The organism is Thioclava electrotropha (genome assembly GCF_002085925.2).
GTDB lineage: Bacteria > Pseudomonadota > Alphaproteobacteria > Rhodobacterales > Rhodobacteraceae > Thioclava > Thioclava electrotropha.
The window spans coordinates 2,433,632-2,452,408 of sequence record NZ_CP053562.1 but is presented as its reverse complement, the minus strand read 5'-3'; the positions used below and the strand labels follow the sequence as shown (position 1 = coordinate 2,452,408).

Sequence of the window (18,777 nt, the reverse complement as noted above, 5' to 3'; positions counted from 1 at the left end):
CCCCTCACGCGCCGTCCGTCCTGAACGGTAACCCGCCTGTCGCAATGGGTTATGATTGCGCCTTTGCGCGCCCCCGTGTATCAGGTCTGCCAAGATATTTGGCTGAGAAAGAGGTCGGGCATGCGTCGGGTAGTAGTCACGGGTCTGGGAATGGTCACGCCGCTGGCTTGCGGCGTCGAGGAGACCTGGTCGCGGCTTATCGCGGGACAATCGGGGGCGGGGACGATCTCGCGCTTCGATGCGTCCAATGTGACCACGAAATACGCCTGCGAGATTCCGCTGGGCGACGGGTCCGACGGCACGTTCAATGCCGATGACTGGATGGAGCCGAAAGAGCAGCGCAAGGTCGACGATTTCATCCTCTACGGGATGACGGCGGCGACGCAAGCGGTGAAGGATTCCGGCTGGGAGCCGCAGGACGAAGAGGGCCGTCTGCGCACCGGCGTGATGATCGGTTCGGGGATCGGCGGTCTCAGCTCGATCGCGGATACGGCCGTTCTGATCAAGGAAAAGGGCGTCCGCCGCGTCAGCCCGTTCTTCATCCCGGGCGCGCTGATCAACCTCGTCTCGGGCCAGGTCTCGATCCGCTTCGGCTTCAAGGGTCCGAACCATGCGGTCGTCACCGCCTGTTCGACCGGCGCGCATGCGATTGGCGATGCCGCGCGTCTGATCATGCTGGGCGATGCCGATGTGATGGTCGCAGGCGGCGCGGAGAGCCCGATCTCGGAAATCGGCATCGCGGGCTTCAACGCCTGTAAGGCGCTGTCCACGAAGCGCGGCAACGAGCCGGAAGCTGCGAGCCGTCCGTGGGATGCCGACCGCGACGGGTTCGTGATGGGCGAGGGCGCGGGCTGCGTCGTGCTTGAGGAATACGAGCACGCCAAGGCGCGCGGCGCGAAGATCTATGCCGAGGTGCTGGGCTATGGCCTGTCGGGCGATGCCTATCACATCACCGCGCCGTCCGAGGATGGCGATGGCGGCTTCCGCGCGATGAAAGCCGCGCTGGAGCGGGCCGATCTGAACCCCGATCAGGTGGATTACATCAACGCGCATGGCACTTCGACCATGGCCGACGTGATCGAACTGGGCGCGGTGCAGCGCCTGCTGGGCGATGCGGCCTCGAAAGCTACGATGAGCTCGACCAAGTCGTCGGTCGGCCACCTGCTGGGCGCTGCCGGCGCGGTGGAGGCGATCTTCTCGATCCTCGCGATCCGCGACCAGATCGCACCGCCGACGCTGAACCTTGAAAATCCGCCGGAAGAGGCCGTGATCGACCTCGCCCCGAAGACCGCGGTCAAGCGCAAGATCGACGTCGCGCTGTCCAACAGCTTCGGCTTCGGTGGCACCAATGCGAGCCTCGTGATGGGCAAGGTGGATAGCTGATGTGGCGTAACATCGTCTCGAATTTCCTGACGCTGCTGATCGTTATTCTCGTCGCGCTTGGCGGGTTGGTCGCTTGGGCGAAGAATCAATATGTCGAGCCCGGCCCGCTGGCCGAGGCGATGTGCCTGCGCGTCGCGCCGGGCGAAAGCCTGCAGGGCGTGTCGTCTACTCTGAAAGACAAGGGGGCGATCTCGTCCTCCTATCTGTTCCGTACGGGCGCGCAATATGAGGAGAAGGCCGACAAGCTGAAATTCGGCTCCTACCTGATCGAGCCGAACGCCTCGATGCAGTCCATCGTCGGTCAGATCACCTCCGGTGGTCCGTCGACCTGCGGGTCGGAACTGGTGTTCCGGATCGGCGTGAACGGCAACGAAGTGCTGCTGCGCGAGCTAGACCCGACCACGGGCGACTATCAGAAGGTCGCGGAATACAATCCCGAGAGCGAGAAGCCGCCCGAAGGGTTCGAGGACAAGGCCGACCGTGCCGATGTCCGCACCCGCGTGACGGTGGTCGACGGTGTGACCAGCTGGCAGATCGTGCAGGGTCTGCAGGAGGCGAGCTTCCTGTCGGGCAAGATCGACGGGGTGCCGGGCGAAGGCACGCTCGCACCTGACAGCTACGAGGTGACGCGCGGGGCCGACCGGCAGGCGCTGATCGGTCTGATGGCAGATCGCCAGTCGAAAATCCTCGCCGACGCCTGGGACGGACGCGCAGACGGGCTGCCCTATGACGATCCGCAGCAGGCGCTGACCATGGCGTCTATCGTCGAGAAGGAAACCGGTGTGCCCGAAGAGCGCCCGGAAGTGGCGAGCGTCTTCATCAACCGTCTCGAGAAGGGGATGCGTCTGCAGACCGACCCGACGGTGATCTACGGCGTGACCGAAGGCAAGGGCGTGCTCGGCCGCGGCCTGCGCCAGTCCGAGCTGCGCAAGGCCACGCCCTACAACACCTATGTCATCGACGGGCTGCCGCCCGGACCGATCGCGAATCCGGGCAAGGCGGCCATCGAGGCGGCGCTGCATCCCGATTCGACCGACTACCTGTTCTTCGTGGCCGATGGCTCCGGTGGACATGCGTTCTCGAGCACGATCGAGGAGCATAATCGGAACGTAGCGAAGTGGCGCGAGATCGAAAAACAGCGTCAGGAAGATGCGTCAAGCAATTGATAAATTAGAAAGAACCCCGGTTTTCGCCGGGGTTCTTTTTTGGCCGGATGGCACAACCCAGAATTTAGAGCTTGACTTTGCGAACGCTCTCGGGTAGAGATTTGGAATGCTAGGAGAAGTGGCAAGCGCCGCGGGGAAACCCGACGGCGTTTTTTCATGTCTCTCGAACGGACCAACTTGGAACGGGTGGGTTCGTCAGTGATGCAAGACAACAAAGTGAACGAGGCGGGGGCGCCGGTCGATCTTCTGGATCAGACCGAAGCGCTCTATCGGGACGTGGCCGAGGAGCTGGCGCAGGCGCTGCAGGGGGTGCGGCGCGGCGACATATCCGAGGCGAAAGCGGCGGTGCAGGCAATCAAGGACCTCCGCACCGCTTTTCATTTGGTGATGGAGGAACGATCGCGTGTCGAGAAACTCCGCAGACAGCTGGCAGGTGTCGCCGCCGGACGCGATGGCGCGCTCGACTTCGATGCCGCCAGAGCTGAAATCGGGCGCCGCCTGGCTCGCCTCCGCGACGCCTGAGAGCGTCGAGGCGTTTCTGGATGGGCTCGACGACAATGCATTGCTCGCGCTGCCCTGGATCTTCGAGTTCTGGGCGTTGGATCATCAGCTTCCGCCCGAAGGGGATTGGAAGTCCTGGGTGATCATGGGCGGACGCGGCGCGGGCAAGACGCGGGCCGGGGCCGAGTGGGTGCGTGCGCAGGTGGAAGGCGCACGGCCGCTCGACCCCGGAAAGGCGCGGCGCGTGGCGCTGGTCGGCGAGACCTTCGATCAGGTGCGCGATGTGATGGTGATGGGGGAGAGCGGGATACTCGCCTGCTCTCCGCCCGACCGCAGGCCCGATTGGGAAGCGGGAAGACGGCGGCTCGTCTGGCCGAACGGGGCGACCGCGCAGGCCTTCTCGGCCTATGAGCCCGAGTCGCTGCGGGGCCCGCAATTCGATGCGGCCTGGGTCGATGAGCTGGCGAAATGGAAGAAGGCGGAGGAGGTCTGGGACATGCTGCAATTCGCACTGCGTCTCGGTGAGCATCCGCAGCAGGTGATCACGACGACGCCGCGCAATGTGGGCGTGTTGAAGCGCATTCTGGAGACGCTATCGACGGTGGTCAGCCGTGCGCCGACCGAGGCCAACCGGGCCTATCTGGCCGAGAGTTTCCTGACCGAGGTTCGGGCGCGCTATGCCGGTACGCGGCTCGGGCGGCAGGAGCTGGACGGGGTGCTCTTGGAGGATATCGAGGGCGCGCTGTGGTCAACGGCGCTGCTCGAAGGTGCGCGCGTGAGCGAGCCCGGTGATCTGGATCGGATCGTGGTGGCGCTCGATCCCTCGGTCAGCGGCAAGGCGGCCTCGGACGAATGCGGGATCGTGGTGGTGGGCGCGAAGACACAAGGCCTGGTGCAGGACTGGCGCGCTGTGGTGCTGGAAGATGCCAGCATCCGCGGCAAGCCGATGGACTGGGCCCGCGCCGGGATTGCGGCGATGGAACGCTGGGGCGCGGAGAAGCTGGTGGCCGAGGTCAATCAAGGCGGCGATCTGATCGAGAGCGTGCTGCGCCAGATCGACCCGCTGATCCCGTTCAAGGCACTGCGTGCCAGCCGGGGCAAATCGGCGCGCGCGGAACCGGTGGCGGCGCTCTACGAGCAAGGGCGCGTGGCGCACCTCAAATCCGCCGATCTCGGCGCGCTCGAAGATCAGATGTGCCGGATGGGGCTGCAGGGCTATCAGGGCAAGGGCTCGCCCGACCGAGTGGATGCGCTGGTCTGGGCGGTGACCGAGCTGATCCTCGAACCGGCCGCGCATTGGCGCAGGCCGCAGCTGCGGGGGCTCTGAGCCTCTTTCGGCTTGGTCGAAAAATCCTGCGGGGGGCCGCGGGGGCAAAACCCCCGGCGTGACAGATGAAATCAAGAGCAAGGGCTGGGGTATTCCCCGGCCCTTTTTCTTTGCCAGCCGGTCCGCGACGGGGCCGCGAGAAGGAGACGGGAATGGGTTGGAACATCTTTCGCAAATCCGACGGCGCGGGCCCGCCGGAGGTGAAGGCCTCGGCGACGGGACGGATCGTGGCGATGGCGAGCGGATCGGGGCGGGTGGTCTGGTCGCCGCGCGATGTGGGCTCGTTGACACGGGCGGGGTTTACGGGCAACCCGGTCGGGTTTCGCTGCGTGAAGCTGATCGCGGAGGCTGCGGCCGCCCTGCCGCTGGTCTGCCAGGACGCCGAGCGGCGCTACGATATCCATCCCGTGCTCGACCTGATCGCGCGGCCCAACGCGGCGCAGGGCAAGGGCGCCTTCTTCGAGGCGCTTTACGGGCAGATGCTGCTGTCGGGGAACAGCTATCTGGAGGCGGTGGCGGTTGAGCCGGGCCTGCCGCGCGAGCTGCATGTGCTGCGCGCCGACCGGATGAGCATCGTGCCGGGCGCGGATGGCTGGCCGGTGGCCTATGACTATACGGTGGCCGGGCGCAAGCATCGGTTCGACATGACCGGCAGCCCCGATCCGATCTGCCATCTGCGGGCGTTTCACCCGCAGGACGACCATTACGGGCTGTCGCCGATGCAGGCGGCGGCGGTGGCGGTGGATGTGCATAACAGTGCATCGAGCTGGTCGAAGGCGCTTCTGGACAATGCCGCGCGTCCCTCCGGGGCGATCGTCTACAAGGGGACCGATGGGCAGGGTACGCTGAGCCCGGACCAGTATGACCGGCTCGTCTTCGAGATGGAGACGCATCATCAGGGCGCGCGCAATGCGGGGCGGCCGATGCTGCTGGAGGGCGGTCTGGACTGGAAGCCGATGGGGTTCTCGCCGTCGGATATGGAATTCCACGAGACCAAGCTGGCTGCGGCGCGCGAGATCGCGGTGGCCTTCGGGGTGCCGCCGATGCTGCTCGGGATCCCCGGCGATGCCACTTACGCGAATTACGCCGAGGCGCATAGGGCCTTCTACCGGCTGACGGTGCTGCCGCTGGCCACGAAGGTCGCGGCGGATGTGGCGTGGTGGCTGTCGACATGGGCGGGGGAGCGGGTGAGCCTGAAGCCCGATCTGGACCAGATCCCGGCGCTGGCGGTCGAGCGCGATCAGCAATGGAAGCGGATCGGAGAAGTGGCGTTTCTGACGTCCGCGGAGAAGCGCGCGCTGCTGGGTCTTCCGCCGCTGCCTGCGGATGGGGCGGCGGACGCGGCGGAGCGCTGAGATGGCCGATGGTGGGTCGCGATATCTCAAGGAGCCCTTCGCTGTCCATGAAGAGCGGATGCAGGCGACCGAGAAGATCATGCAGCTCCAATTTTCGCAGGTGGAACAGCGGCTCGACCGGATCGAGGTGATGATCGAACGGTTGGAGCGGCGGCTCTGGATGGCGGTTTACGGCGTGGTGGCGGTGATCCTGACGCAGGCGGTTCTCAGCCTCGTAGAGATTGGCCCGAGATAAGGGAAGTTACATGAATACAGATAATTACGGGCTGGAGTTAAAGTTCTGCGCGAGCGAGATGCGGCCCGTTCAGATCAGCGACGGGACGGTGATCGAGGGCTATGCGAGCCTGTTCGGCCTGCCCGATCAGGGCGGCGATGTGGTCTGCAAGGGCGCCTATGCCAAGGGGCTCGCGCGGCTCGCTGCGCGGGGCGGGACGGTGAAGATGCTCTGGCAGCACGATCCGGCCCAGCCGATCGGCATCTGGGACGAAATCCGGGAAGACGCGCGCGGGCTTTACGTCAAGGGCAGGCTGCTGCCGGGCGTGGCGCGCGCAAGCGAAGCGGCGGCGCTGATCGCGGCAGGGGCGATCGACGGGCTGTCGATCGGCTATCGCACGGTCGCCGCCGAGAAGGACGCAAAAGGCCAGCGGCTGCTTGCGGAACTGGAGCTTTGGGAGGTGTCGCTCGTGACCTTCCCGATGCTTCGCGAGGCGCGGGTGGCGGCGAAGGGCGAGAGCCTGGAGCGCGACCTGCGCGATCTGGCCGCGGCGCTTCACAGTGCCACGGCGGAACTGGCCGGTCGCTGAGGCGGGCGGGCGAAAGATCCCATTGGAGATGGAATGACGATGAAGACCGAGAGCAAGTCTCGGGCCGGGACGGGTATGTCCGAGGGGCCCGATCCGGCCGTGGAGCTGAAATCCGCGCTGGCCGGTTTCGTAAGGGAAGTCAAAACCTTCCGCGATGAAGTTGAAGTGAAAATGCAACAACAAGATGAGCGTTTGACCATGCTGCAGAGCAAATCCATGACCGCCGGGCGTCCCGCCCTTTCCGCCGCCGCGACTGAAGAGGCGCCGCATCAGAAGGCCTTCGCGGCGTATTTGCGTTCGGGCGATGACGACGCACTTCGCGGGCTGAGCCTCGAGGGCAAGGCGCTCAACAGCTCGGTTGCCGCCGAAGGGGGCTATCTGGTCGATCCGCAGACCTCCGAGACGATCCGCTCGGTGCTGACGTCGACGGCCTCGATCCGCCAGATCGCGAATGTGGTGAATGTCGAGGCGACGTCCTTCGATGTGCTGGTCGATCGCAGCGAGCTGGGCTCGGGTTGGGCCACCGAGACGGCGGCGCTGACCGAGACCGCGACGCCGCAGATCGACCGTATCTCGATCCCGCTGCACGAACTGGCCGCGATGCCGAAAGCCTCGCAGCGGCTGCTCGATGACAGCGCCTTCGATGTCGAGACGTGGCTGGCGCAGCGCATCGCAGAGAAATTCGCCCGCGCCGAGGCGGCGGCGTTCATCTCGGGCGATGGCGTCGACAAGCCCACGGGCTTCCTGACCCATCCGCAGGTTGGCAATGACGCCTGGGCCTGGGGCTCGCTCGGCTATGTCGCGACGGGCGCGGATGGCGATTTCGCGGGCGCGAACCCGGCTGATGCTGTGGTCGATCTGGTCTATGCGCTGGAGGCCGAATATCGCGCCAATGCGAGCTTCGTGATGAACTCGAAGACCGCGGGCGCGGTGCGCAAGATGAAGGATGCCGATGGGCGCTTCCTGTGGACTGACGGGCTGGCTGCGGGCGAGCCGCCGCGCCTGATGGGCTACCCGGTGCTGATCGCCGAGGACATGCCCGATATCGCTTCGGACAGTTTCGCGATCGCCTATGGCGATTTCGACGCGGGCTACACGGTCGCCGAGCGCCCGGACCTGCGGGTGCTGCGCGACCCCTTCTCGGCCAAGCCGCATGTGCTGTTCTACGCCTCCAAGCGCGTGGGCGGCGATGTGAGCGATTTCGCCGCGATCAAGCTGCTGAAATTCGCGCTCGCCTGAGGGGCGTGAGCGGGATCGGGAGGCGGCGCCTTCCGGTCCCCGGGGCCGGGTGACCGGCTTTCGGGGCGGGCGCGGGGCTGACGGCCGTCGCCTAGCTGCTCCCTCCGTTCGAGCGGCGGCGGGGCTCGCGCCCGACATGGTATTGGCGGCATCCCCGGGCGGGGGTGCGACCACGCGAATTGCGGAGGAATGTCATGATGTTGACGGAAGAGACGGCGGTGGCGGCAAGCGCGCTGCCTGTCGCGGAATTTCGCGCGCATCTGCGGCTCGGCACCGGGTTTGCCGATGTGGGGGCGGAGGATGCGTCGCTGGAGAGCTACCTGCGGGCAGCGATGGCGGCGATCGAGGGGCGCACGGCGAAAGCGCTGCTGGCGCGGGATTTCGTGCTGAGCCTTGAGGCGTGGCGCGATGCGGTGGAGCAGACGTTGCCGGTGGCGCCGGTGAGTGCGGTGACTGAGGTCCGGTTGGTCGATGCGGCGGAGGTGTTCACCGTGATCGCGCCGGAGCGCTATCGGTTGGTTGAGGATCTGCAGCGCCCGCGACTGGCGGCGGTTGGGGGCGTGCTGCCCGCAATCTCTGCAGGCGGCGTGGCGGAGGTTCGGTTTACTGCTGGGTTTGGGCCTGTTTGGGCCGATCTTCCCGCCGATCTGGCACAGGCGGTGTTTCTGCTGGCCGCGCAATATTACGAGCATCGTGCGGAGGGCGCGGGCTGGCGTGAGATGCCCTTCGGCGTGGCCGCGCTGATCGAACGCTGGCGCACGGTGCGCGTGCTGGGAGGTCGGGGATGAAGGCGCCGTTTCTGAACCGGCCGCTGGTGCTGGAAGCGCCCGAGCGGGTGCCGGACGGGGCTGGGGGCTTCATCGAGGCCTGGTTCGAACTGGGCATCCTCTGGGCGCAGATGAAACCGGGAACCGGGGTGGAGCGCGCGGGCGAGTTCGTGACGCTGGCCTCGGTGCCGTGGAAGATCACGGTGCGCGCGGCGCCCGAAGGCTCGCCGCGCAGGCCGAAGCCCGAACAGCGGTTTCGCGAGGGGGCGCGGGTGTTCCAGATCCTTGCCGTGGCCGAGGCGGATGCCGGGGCGCATTACCTGACCTGTTTCGCGCGTGAGGAGGTGGTGGCATGAGCTATGCGATCGGAGCCGCCTTGCAGGAAGCCGTCTATACGCGGTTGCAGGGCGATGCGGCGCTCACGGCGCTGGTGGGGGCGGCAGTCTATGACGCGGCGCCCGCGGGGGCTGCGAGCGGTACCTATGTCAGCCTCGGCCCGGAGACTGCGCGCGATGCCTCGGACATGACGGGCGACGGGGCGGTGCATGATTTCACCGTCTCGGTGGTGAGCGACGAAGCCGGATTTCATGCCGCGAAAGAGATCGGGGCGGCGATTTCGGATGCGCTTCTGGAGGTGCCGCTGAGCCTGACGCGGGGGCGCGTCGTGGGGCTCTGGTTCCTCAAGGCGCGTGCTCGGCGGGTCGATAAGGGCGCGTCCCGGCGGCTCGATCTGACCTTCCGCGCGCGGGTTGAGGGCTGAGAAGACTTTCACTCTTGCAACTTTTCGGCCGGTCGATTGTCGCTCTGGCGGAAACAAAATATCGAAAATCGGAGAAATGGCCATGGCGGCGCAAAACGGCAAGGATCTTCTGATCAAACTGGACCTGAACGGGGTCCAGACCTTCGAGACCATCGCGGGGCTGCGCGCCACGCGGATCACTTTCAACGCCGAGACGGTCGATGTGACCTCGCTGGAAAGCGAAGGGCGCTGGCGCGAATTGCTGGGCGGTGCGGGTGTGCGCTCGGCTGCGATCTCGGGCTCTGGCGTGTTCAAGGATGCGGGCACGGACGAGCGTGCGCGGCAGGTCTTCTTCGATGGCGAGGTACCGCAGTTTCAGGTGGTCATCCCGGATTTCGGCATCGTGCAGGGGCCGTTCATGATCACCTCGATCGACTATGCGGGTAGCCATGATGGCGAGGCCAATTACGAGATCGCAATGGCCTCGGCGGGTGCGCTGAGCTTCACGGCGATCTGATGGCGAACCCGTGGGCAGGCGAGGTCGAGCTGGTGCTGAACGGGCAGCGGCATGTGGCGAAACTGACGTTGGGCGCGCTGGCGGAACTGGAGGCCGAGATCGGCGAGACGGACGGGATGATCGCGTTGGTCGAGCGGTTCGAGGCGGGGAGGTTCTCGAGCCGCGATGTTCTGGCGGTGATCGTCGCGGGGCTGCGCGGTGGTGGCTGGCAGGGCTGTGCGGGCGATCTGCGGAGCGTTGAGATCGGCGGCGGCCCGTTGGGGGCTGCGCGCAAGGCGGCGGAGCTGCTGGCGCGGGCCTTCGCATTGCCCGGAGAGGGAACGGCGTGAGCGGGCTCGACTGGCCGGGGCTGATGCGGGCGGGCTTGCAGGAGTTGCGGCTGCGACCGGCGGAGTTCTGGGCGCTGAGCCCGGCGGAGCTGGCGCTGATGCTGGGCGCGGGCGGGCCGATCGCGCGGCCGATGGGACGCGCGCGGCTCGATGAATTGCTGGCGCGGTTTCCCGATGCGCCGACGAGGATTGAGGGACGGAAATGATAGATACGGATGATCTGGATGGGCTGGGCGCGCAGGCGGTCGAGCTGGAGCGCGCGCTTGGCGGGGCCAGCGCGATGGCGGAGGTGTTCAATCAGGAGCTTTCCGCGATGCGCGAAAGCCTGACCTTTACCGGGCGCGAGGTCGGCACGTTGAGCAACGCCTTCGGGCGGCATCTTCGCAGCGCTTTCGACGGGGTCGTGTTCGACGGTTTGCGGCTGTCGGATGCGCTGCGGCAGGTCGCGCGCAGCATGGCCGACAGCGTCTATAACGTCGCGATGAAGCCGGTGCAGCAAGCGGTCGGTGGGGCGGTCGCGAACGGCTTGAACGGGTTGGTGAGCGGGATGTTTCCCTTCGCCGATGGCGGGGCGTTTTCTCAGGGGCGTGTGATGCCCTTCGCCAAGGGCGGCGTGGTGTCGAGCCCGACCAGTTTCGCGATGCGGGGCGCGACCGGGCTGATGGGCGAGGCGGGACCGGAGGCGATCATGCCGCTGGCTCGCGGAGCCGATGGGCGGCTGGGCGTGGCGGCGCAGGGCGGCGGCCGCGCGGTCAATGTGGTGATGAATGTCACGACGCCGGATGTCGCCGGGTTCCAGCGCTCGTCGAGCCAGATCGCGGCGCAGGTCAGCCGGGCGCTGGCGCGTGGCGAGCGCAACCGCTGAGGGGGCAAAGATGGCATTTCACGAGGTGAGATTTCCCGCGAATCTGAGCTTTGGCTCGGTTGGCGGGCCGGAGCGGCGCACGGAGATCGTGACGCTGACCAACGGGTTCGAGGAGCGCAACAGCCCCTGGGCGCATTCGCGCAGACGCTATGATGCGGGGGTCGGGTTGCGCTCGCTCGATGATGTGGAGCGGCTGCTGGCCTTCTTTGAGGCGCGCGGTGGGCAGCTGCACGGGTTTCGCTGGAAGGACTGGGCGGATTTCAAAAGCTGCGCGCCCTCTCAGGCCGAGGGCTACGAGGACCAGCTGATCGGGCATGGCGACGGTGTGAACCGGGTGTTTCAGCTCTCGAAGCTCTATGCCTCGGGCGGGGCGGAGTATCGCCGCCCGATCACCAAGCCGGTTGCGGGCTCGGTGAAGCTGGGTGTTCAGGGTGGCTATCAGGCGGAGGCCGCGGATTGGGCGGTCGATCTGGCGACGGGGCAGGTGACGTTCGTCGATCCACCCGCCGAAGGGGCGCCGATCACCGCAGGGTTCGAGTTCGACGTGCCGGTGCGCTTCGACACGGATGCGGTGCAGGTGTCGGTGCAGAGTTTTCAGGCGGGTGACATGCCGCAGGTTCCGGTCGTGGAGGTGCGGATATGAGCGGCTACCCGGAGGCGCTTCGGGCGCATCTTGAGAGCGGGGCTACGACGATTGCGCGGGCCTGGGCGGTTGCGCGGCGCGATGGCGTGGTGCTGGGGTTCACCGATCACGATGGCGGGCTGGCCTTCGACGGGATCGCGTTCGAACCCGAGAGCGGCATGACCGCGAAGGCGGTGGCGCAGGGCACGGGGCTGGCGGTCGACAATTCCGAGGTCTATGGCGCGCTGAGTTCGGAGGCGATCTCGGAGGCGGATATTCTGGCCGGGCGCTATGACGGGGCCGAGGTGCGCGCGTGGATCGTGAATTGGGCTGATGTCGATCAGCGGGCGCTGTTGTTTCGCGGGTCTCTGGGCGAGATCGCGCGCGGGGCCGGGGCGTTTACGGCAGAGCTGCGGGGCTTGAGCGAGGCATTGGGCGCCGAGAAGGGCCGGATTTATCATCCGCGCTGTTCGGCGGTGCTGGGGGATGGCGCTTGCCGCTTCGATACCGGGCAGCTGGGCTATTTCCACGAGGGGCCGGTGTATTTTGTCGAAGGCTCGGTGGTGTTCGGGTTCGAGACCCTGGGTGGCTTTGGCGAGCGTTGGTTCGAGAAGGGGCGGTTCCGGGTGATCTCGGGGGCGGCTGCGGGGCTTGTGGGCGTAATCAAGGTGGACCGGGTGCGCGATGCGGGGCGCGAGATCGAGCTGTGGGCGCGGATTGGCGCGGATGTGGCCGTCGGCGATGTGGTGCGCCTTGAGGCCGGCTGCGACAAGCGGGCCGAGACCTGTAAGGGAAAATTCGCCAACTTTCTGAATTTCCGCGGCTTTCCACACATTCCCGGAGTGGATTGGTTGACGTCCTACCCGGTGCAGGGCGGCGGCAATACGGGCGGGAGCCTGTTCAAGTGACGGCTGAGGTCCGGGCGGCGCATGCGGTGGAGATCGCGCGGGGCTGGATCGGCACGCCCTACCTGCATCAGGGCTCGCATCAGGGGGTGGGCTGCGATTGTCTGGGCCTTCTGCGGGCGATCTGGCGCGCGCTTTATGGCTGCGAGCCCGATGCCGTGCCGGTCTACACACCCGACTGGGGCGAGGCGGGGCGCGACGAGGCGTTCGAGCGCGGTCTGCGGGCACAGATGGCGCAGTGGGACGGGGTCGCGCGGTCCGGGGATGTGCTGCTGTTTCGGATGCGCGCGGGCGCTGTCGCCAAGCATCTGGGGATTGCGGGCGAGGTCGGTCAGGGGCCGACATTCATTCATGCCTATGCCGGGCATGGGGTGCTCGAGAGCCCGCTGAGCCTGCCATGGCGGCGGCGCATTGTGGCGCGTTTTCAATTTCGATGAAGGAGCCGGAGAATGGCGACGATTTTGCTGTCAGCGGCGGGGGCCGCGATCGGGGCCGGGTTCGGGGCACGATTCTGGGGCTCTCCGGTGCGGTGATTGGGCGTGCGGTCGGGGCGACCTTGGGCCGGGCGATCGATCAGCAATTGCTAGGCGGGGGCTCGGGCACGGTCGAGACCGGGCGGGTCGATCGTCTGCGGCTCACGAGCGCGTCCGAGGGCGAGGGGCTCGGGCGGCATTGGGGCCGGATGCGCGTGGCAGGTCAGGTGATCTGGGCCACGCGCTTCGTCGAGAAGAAGCACAAGAGCGGCGGCGGCAAGGGCGAGCCGACCTTCATCGAATATACCTATTCGGTCAGTCTCGCGGTCGCGCTCGGCGAAGGGGAGATCCTGCGCGTGGGACGGATCTGGGCGGATGGATCCGAGGTCAATCCGTCCGATTTGAACATGCGGGTCTATAGCGGCTCGGACGATCAGCAGCCCGATCCGAAGATCGAAGCGGTCGAGGGCATGGGCGAGGCGCCGAGCTATCGCGGGATCGCCTATGTCGTTTTCGAGAACCTGCAGCTCAAGCCGTTCGGCAACCGCGTGCCGCAGTTCACCTTCGAGGTGGTGCGTCCGGCGCAGGGGGACGGCGTGCGCGGTGCGCCTGATCTGACGCAGGCGATCGAGGCGGTGGCGCTGATCCCGGGGACGGGGGAGTATTCGCTCGCGACGCGGCGGGTCAGCGAGGCGAAGGTGCGCTTCTACTGGAATGACCTGTTGGGCGATGCGGGGGACGACAGCCTGCTCGGAGGTCTGCTCGAGGCGCTGACCTATCCCTCCAACTTGTCGCTGTCGATCTTCAGCGGTTGGGGGATCGACGATGACGCGACACCGGTCAATCAGCATGCCCCGCATGGGGGGACGGATTTCACGGCGAGCCTCGAGATGCTCGATCAGGAATTGCCCAAGTGTGGGGCGGCCTCGTTGGTCGTCTCCTGGTTCGGGGACGACCTGCGCTGTAATCGCTGTCAGATTCAGCCCAAGGTGGGCGAGCGCTGGCGCGACGGAAAAGAGATGCGCTGGCGCGTCTCGGGCGCTTGGCGCAATCAGGTGGAAGAGGTCCCGAAGCTCGACGGGCGCTCGGTCTATGGCGGGACGCCGGCGGATGGGGCAGTAATCGAGGCGATCGACGCGTTGCGCGCGGCGGGCAAGGCGGTGACGTTTTATCCGTTCATCCTGATGGATCAACTGGAGGGCAATGCGCTGCCCGATCCGTGGAGCGATGCGGCGAGCCAGCCCAAGCTGCCGTGGCGGGGTCGGATAACGACCTCGGAAGCGCCGGGACGCGCAGGCTCGCCGGATGGAACGGCGGCAGCGGCCGATGAGGTGGCGGCGTTTTTCGGTGCGGCACAGGTGGCAGACTTCGCGGCGTCTGGCGAAACTGTGACGTATAGCGGGCCGGAGGAATGGTCGTTCCGGCGCTTCATTCTCCACTATGCGCATCTGTGCAAGCTCGCTGGCGGGGTGGAGGCGTTCTGCATCGGGTCGGAGATGCGGTCTCTGACGCAGATCTGCGGGGCAGACAACAGTTTCCCGGCGGTGGCGCAACTGGTGCAGCTGGCCCGGGATGTGCGCGCGGTACTCGGCGCGGAGTGCAAGATCGGCTACGCGGCGGATTGGACCGAGTATTTCGGCTACCAGCCGGGGAACGGCGACCGGTTTTTCCATCTCGATCCGCTTTGGGGCGATGACGATATCGATTTCATCGGGATCGACAATTACATGCCGCTGTCGGATTGGCGGGAGGGAGAACACCACGCGGATGCGCATTGGGGCACGATCTACGATCTCGGCTATCTGCAATCGAATATCGAGGGCGGGGAGGGGTTCGACTGGTATTACGCCTCGCCCGAGCATCGTGACGCGCAGATCCGCACGCCGATCACCGATGGCGAGCATGGCGAGCCTTGGGTCTGGCGCTACAAGGACATTCGCGGCTGGTGGGAGCATGACCATCACGAGCGGATTGGCGGCGTGCGTATCGAGGCGCCGACCGCTTGGGTGCCGCGCTCAAAGCCAATATGGTTCATGGAAATGGGTTGTGCGGCCATCGACAAGGGGACGAACGAACCGAACAAGTTCCTCGACCCGAAAAGCTCGGAAAGCGCGCTGCCGCATTACTCGGATGGGCGGCGCGATGATTACATCCAGATGCAATATCTGCGGGCGATGACCGAGTATTGGGGGGAAGAGGCCAACAATCCGATCTCGGAATATTGCGGCCGACCGATGGTGGATATGGCACGCGCCCATGTCTGGGCGTGGGATGTGCGGCCCTATCCGCAATTTCCCGGTCTGCCGGAGGTATGGGACGACGCGGCGAATTATGCGCGGGGGCATTGGATTTCGGGGCGGGCGACGGCGCAGCCTCTGGCGCATGTCGTAGGCGAGATTTGTGCGCTCGCGGGGGTCGAAGTGTTCGATGTGAGCGCGCTGCACGGGGTGGTGCGCGGATATGCGATGCCCGGGGGGATCACGCCGCGCGGCGCGTTGCAGTCGCTGAGCCTGATCTACGGTTTCGATGCGGTGGAGCGCGACGGGGAGTTGGTGTTCCGGATGCGCGATGCGTCGGTCGATGCGGAGGTGATGCCTCCGCTGCTGGCGCTGGATGGCGACGATCAGAGCCTGGAGACGCGGCGTGCGCCGGAGGCGGAGATCGCGGGACGTGTGCGACTGGCCTATTTCGAGGCCGATGGTAGCTTCGAGACCCGCGCCGTGGAGGCGATTTTCCCTGACGAGGAAAACGGCCCCGCCTCTGCGAGCGAGGCGCCTCTGGCGCTGACGCGGGCGGAGGGAATGCGCGTGGTGAACAGATGGCTCTCGGAGGCGCGGGTGGCGCGCGATACGGCGCAGATCACGCTTCCGCCGTCGATGGGGTGGCTCGGGCCGGGGGATGTCGTGGTGCTGCAGACCGAGGAGGGCGCGCGGCGCTATCGGATCGACCGGATGGAGCGTGCCGAGGCGATCCGCGTGGAGGCGGTCCGGGTCGAGCCGGGGATCTATGAGGCCTCGGAGGAAACCGACGAGGTGGCGCGGATCGAGAGCTTCACGCCGCCAGTGCCGGTGACGCCGGTATTCCTTGATTTACCGTTGCTGACAGGTACGGAAGACCCTTATGCGCCGCATCTGGCGGTGACGGCGAGTCCTTGGCCGGGGGCTGCGGCTTTGTATTCCGCGCTCGAGGATGCGGGCTATGCGGTTAATACCAAAGTCGAAACCCAAGCGGCGATCGGGGTGACACAGACGATCTTGTCGCATGCGCAAACCGGGCTCTGGGATCGCGGGCCGAGCTTGCGCGTGAAGATGCTGTCGGGGGCCTTGGAAAGCGCGAGCGAAGAGGGTGTGTTGGCGGGACTGAACGCGATGGCGATCGGGGATGGCTCGTCTGATCTCTGGGAGGTGTTCCAGTTCCGGGCCGCCGAGCCCGTGGAGCCGGGCGTCTGGAATGTCTCGATGCGCTTGCGCGGGCAGGCTGGGAGCGATGCGCTGATGCCCGATGCGTGGCCGGAAGGTTCGGTCGTCGTGCTGCTCGACGGGACGCCGCGCCAGATCGAGGTGCCGCCGTCGGCGCGTAATCAGGCGCGTCACTACCGGGTGGGGCCTGCCGGTCGCGGGTATGATGACCCCTCCTATATTCATACGGTTCAAGCCTTTGCGGGGATCGGGCTGCGGCCCTTGTCGCCATGTCATTTGCGCGCGCAGGCGCTGGGCGGTGATCTGCGGCTGAGCTGGGTGCGGCGGACGCGGATCGGGGGCGACGACTGGGAGGCGCTGGACGTGCCTTTGGGCGAGGTGTCGGAGCGCTACCGGGTGCGGGTGTTCGAGGGGCAGTCGATCCGGCGCGAGGTGATCGTGAGCGCGCCGGAGTGGACCTATGGCGCGGCAGAGCGCGCGGAAGACGGGATGATCGGCGCGCCGAGCTTCGAGGTGGCGCAGGTCTCGGATGTCTTCGGCCCGGGACTGCCGGCGCGGCTGACCTGGACCGGGTGAGATGCGCGCGGTGCTGGACGGCGATCTGATGGCACTGGCGCGGGCGGTGATGCTCTGGCCCGATGCGCGGCGCATGGACCGGCTTCACCGGCTCCTCGACCGGGTTCATGCGGCGGACCTCTATTGCAAGCGATTCCGCCGCGCGCATCCGCACTGGGGTAACGGCTCGGTCCTGAGCATGGCGCTGGGCCTGCCGCGGGCGAAAGCCGGGCCGGGCGATCCGGGCTACCTGCGCGCGCTGGGCTGTGTCTGTGCGGGGATGGCCGCGTGGCGCTTGACGCGACAGCCCCTTAAGCGAAATGACAAAACGCCCCTTCCTCTATTCGCCGGGAAGCCTATGTGTTAAGTTCTTGCGCGCGAAGAGGGAGTAATCCGATGAACAAGCAGATGGCCAAGGTTACCACCGTCGATCCGGTCTGGACGCAGATTTGCGACGAGGCGCGGGCTGCGGTGCGTGACGAGCCGCTTCTGGGGTCTTTGATCCATGCCGGGCTCTTGCATCACCCGACGCTAGAACGGGCGCTGGCCTATCGTTTCTCGATGAAACTCGCCTCGGCGGAGATGAGCGAGCAGCTTCTGCGTGAGATCGCCGAGGAAGCCTTTGCCGCCGATCCCGCCTTGGGGCAGGCGGCGCGGGCCGATCTGGTGGCCGTGCATGAGCGCGACCCGGCCTGCCACCGGCTGATCCAGCCGCTGTTGTTCTTCAAGGGGTTTCAGGCGCTGCAAAGCTACCGGATCGCGCATTGGCTGTTCACGAATGGTCGCCGCGACATGGCTTATTTCGTGCAGATGCGCACCTCCGAGCTGTTCGGTGTGGACATTCATCCCGGCGCGAAGATCGGGCGCGGCATCATGATGGACCATGCCCATTCGATCGTGATCGGGGAAACGGCTGTGGTGGGCGACAATGTCTCGATGCTGCATTCGGTGACGCTTGGCGGGACCGGCAAGGAAGACGAAGAGCGTCACCCGAAGATCGGCAATGGCGTGCTGATCGGGGCGGGTGCGAAAGTGCTCGGGAATATCCATGTCGGCGATTACAGCCGGATCGCGGCGGGCTCGGTGGTGTTGGAAGACGTGCCCTGCTGCAAGACCGTCGCCGGGGTGCCCGCGAAGATCGTGGGCGAGGCGGGCTGCGACCGTCCCGCGCGCGAGATGGATCAGCTTTTGCACAGCAAGTGAGCATGTCTCACATGGAATAGACAGGCGGGGCTTCGGCTCCGCTTTTTTCATGACTGGCTTTGGCCAAAGTGAACCCGGGCAGGAGCTCGGGGCGTAGCTCTGCTGACTGATCACAGGAGAGCGACATGAAACCGATTTGGATGACCGGGCTCGCGGCCCTTCTCGTTTGCGCGCCGATGGGGCTTTCCAGCGCCAGCGCGAGCAGCGAACTGCAGACGCTGCCAGCCGATCAGAGCGATCTCGCGCCTTATCGCTGGGATCGCCGCGTGGTGCTGATATTTGCCAATTCGGAGGCCGATCCGCAGTTTCGCGCGGCGCGCAAGATGGTGACCGCGCAAGCGGATGGTGTCGCCGAGCGCGACATCACCGTGCTGGCCGATACCGCGCCGAACGCGGGCGGCGCGTTGCGCGACAAGCTCGGGGTCGACGGATTCCGGATGCTGCTGATCGGCAAGGATGGCGGTGTGAAGATGGACCGCGCCGAGCCGATCCCGGTTGAGACGCTGTTCGCCACCATCGACGCGATGCCGATGCGCCAGCGCGAGATGCGAGCCGACTGATCCCTCGAAGATAAGCGAAGGCCCGGACCAAGCGGTCCGGGCCTTTTGT

At 66.3% G+C, this 18,777-nt stretch carries 21 protein-coding genes and 1 pseudogene; all 22 read left to right on the top strand.

Annotated features, from left to right (window positions below; all coding sequences use genetic code 11):
- Positions 1–120 precede the first annotated feature (120 nt).
- A complete protein-coding gene (gene fabF, locus AKL02_RS11670) occupies positions 121–1,383 on the top strand; it encodes a beta-ketoacyl-ACP synthase II (RefSeq protein WP_083077300.1) in 1,263 nt (420 codons plus the stop codon).
- Complete coding sequence (gene mltG / locus AKL02_RS11665; RefSeq protein WP_083077297.1) at positions 1,383–2,549, top strand: endolytic transglycosylase MltG; 1,167 nt, start codon at positions 1,383–1,385, stop codon at positions 2,547–2,549. The genes fabF and mltG overlap by 1 nt, the downstream gene beginning before the upstream one ends.
- A gap of 156 nt (positions 2,550–2,705) precedes the next feature.
- On the top strand, positions 2,706–3,071 hold the full coding sequence (locus AKL02_RS11660; RefSeq protein ID WP_232621607.1) for a hypothetical protein: 366 nt from the start codon (positions 2,706–2,708) through the stop codon (positions 3,069–3,071).
- A complete protein-coding gene (locus AKL02_RS11655) occupies positions 3,001–4,377 on the top strand; it encodes a DNA-packaging protein (protein ID WP_408648096.1) in 1,377 nt (458 codons plus the stop codon). The genes AKL02_RS11660 and AKL02_RS11655 overlap by 71 nt, the downstream gene beginning before the upstream one ends.
- 152 nt (positions 4,378–4,529) lie before the next feature.
- Entirely contained in the window at positions 4,530–5,732 is a 1,203-nt protein-coding gene (locus AKL02_RS11650; RefSeq protein ID WP_083077292.1) for a phage portal protein, read from the top strand.
- A 1-nt stretch (position 5,733) separates the two neighbouring features.
- The gene (locus AKL02_RS11645) at positions 5,734–5,967 is read left to right on the top strand and encodes a GTA head formation protein, RCAP_rcc01685 family (protein ID WP_083077290.1); all 234 of its coding nucleotides are present in this window, start codon (positions 5,734–5,736) and stop codon (positions 5,965–5,967) included.
- A gap of 10 nt (positions 5,968–5,977) precedes the next feature.
- The gene (locus tag AKL02_RS11640; RefSeq protein WP_083077287.1) at positions 5,978–6,535 is read left to right on the top strand and encodes an HK97 family phage prohead protease; all 558 of its coding nucleotides are present in this window, start codon (positions 5,978–5,980) and stop codon (positions 6,533–6,535) included.
- 39 nt (positions 6,536–6,574) lie between these two features.
- Positions 6,575–7,774 carry a phage major capsid protein gene (locus AKL02_RS11635; protein WP_108722359.1) on the top strand — a complete coding sequence of 400 codons (1,200 nt, stop codon included), beginning with the start codon at positions 6,575–6,577 and terminating at the stop codon, positions 7,772–7,774.
- A 194-nt stretch (positions 7,775–7,968) separates the two neighbouring features.
- Complete coding sequence (locus AKL02_RS11630; RefSeq protein ID WP_083077284.1) at positions 7,969–8,562, top strand: head-tail connector protein; 594 nt, start codon at positions 7,969–7,971, stop codon at positions 8,560–8,562.
- Complete coding sequence (locus tag AKL02_RS11625; RefSeq protein ID WP_083077281.1) at positions 8,559–8,897, top strand: head-tail adaptor protein; 339 nt, start codon at positions 8,559–8,561, stop codon at positions 8,895–8,897. Before AKL02_RS11630 ends, AKL02_RS11625 begins: the two co-directional genes overlap by 4 nt.
- A complete protein-coding gene (locus AKL02_RS11620; protein ID WP_083077278.1) occupies positions 8,894–9,301 on the top strand; it encodes a DUF3168 domain-containing protein in 408 nt (135 codons plus the stop codon). The genes AKL02_RS11625 and AKL02_RS11620 overlap by 4 nt, the downstream gene beginning before the upstream one ends.
- A gap of 82 nt (positions 9,302–9,383) precedes the next feature.
- The gene (locus tag AKL02_RS11615) at positions 9,384–9,797 is read left to right on the top strand and encodes a phage major tail protein, TP901-1 family (protein WP_083077274.1); all 414 of its coding nucleotides are present in this window, start codon (positions 9,384–9,386) and stop codon (positions 9,795–9,797) included.
- Positions 9,797–10,126, top strand: a complete 330-nt coding sequence (locus tag AKL02_RS11610) for a gene transfer agent family protein (RefSeq protein ID WP_083077271.1) — start codon at positions 9,797–9,799, stop codon at positions 10,124–10,126. Before AKL02_RS11615 ends, AKL02_RS11610 begins: the two co-directional genes overlap by 1 nt.
- Entirely contained in the window at positions 10,123–10,332 is a 210-nt protein-coding gene (locus AKL02_RS11605; protein ID WP_083077268.1) for a rcc01693 family protein, read from the top strand. The genes AKL02_RS11610 and AKL02_RS11605 overlap by 4 nt, the downstream gene beginning before the upstream one ends.
- Entirely contained in the window at positions 10,329–10,991 is a 663-nt protein-coding gene (locus AKL02_RS11600; RefSeq protein ID WP_083077265.1) for an RcGTA-type gene transfer agent tail tape measure protein, read from the top strand. The genes AKL02_RS11605 and AKL02_RS11600 overlap by 4 nt, the downstream gene beginning before the upstream one ends.
- 10 nt (positions 10,992–11,001) lie before the next feature.
- Positions 11,002–11,634 carry a DUF2460 domain-containing protein gene (locus AKL02_RS11595; RefSeq protein ID WP_083077262.1) on the top strand — a complete coding sequence of 211 codons (633 nt, stop codon included), beginning with the start codon at positions 11,002–11,004 and terminating at the stop codon, positions 11,632–11,634.
- Complete coding sequence (locus AKL02_RS11590; protein ID WP_083077260.1) at positions 11,631–12,521, top strand: phage/gene transfer agent baseplate hub protein; 891 nt, start codon at positions 11,631–11,633, stop codon at positions 12,519–12,521. The genes AKL02_RS11595 and AKL02_RS11590 overlap by 4 nt, the downstream gene beginning before the upstream one ends.
- Positions 12,518–12,955, top strand: a complete 438-nt coding sequence (locus AKL02_RS11585; RefSeq protein WP_232621606.1) for a C40 family peptidase — start codon at positions 12,518–12,520, stop codon at positions 12,953–12,955. Before AKL02_RS11590 ends, AKL02_RS11585 begins: the two co-directional genes overlap by 4 nt.
- A 12-nt stretch (positions 12,956–12,967) precedes the next feature.
- A pseudogene (locus AKL02_RS11575) lies at positions 12,968–16,986 on the top strand (baseplate multidomain protein megatron).
- Position 16,987: 1 nt separating this feature from the next.
- Complete coding sequence (locus AKL02_RS11570) at positions 16,988–17,332, top strand: DUF7742 family protein (protein ID WP_083077257.1); 345 nt, start codon at positions 16,988–16,990, stop codon at positions 17,330–17,332.
- Positions 17,333–17,361: 29 nt separating this feature from the next.
- Positions 17,362–18,168: a serine O-acetyltransferase gene (cysE, locus tag AKL02_RS11565; RefSeq protein ID WP_078540612.1), complete on the top strand. Its 807-nt coding sequence runs from the start codon at positions 17,362–17,364 to the stop codon at positions 18,166–18,168.
- Between the two features lie 125 nt (positions 18,169–18,293).
- Positions 18,294–18,728 (top strand): DUF4174 domain-containing protein, encoded by a 435-nt coding sequence (locus AKL02_RS11560; protein ID WP_083077253.1) that lies wholly within the window; start codon positions 18,294–18,296, stop codon positions 18,726–18,728.
- The last annotated feature ends 49 nt before the right edge of the window (positions 18,729–18,777 follow it).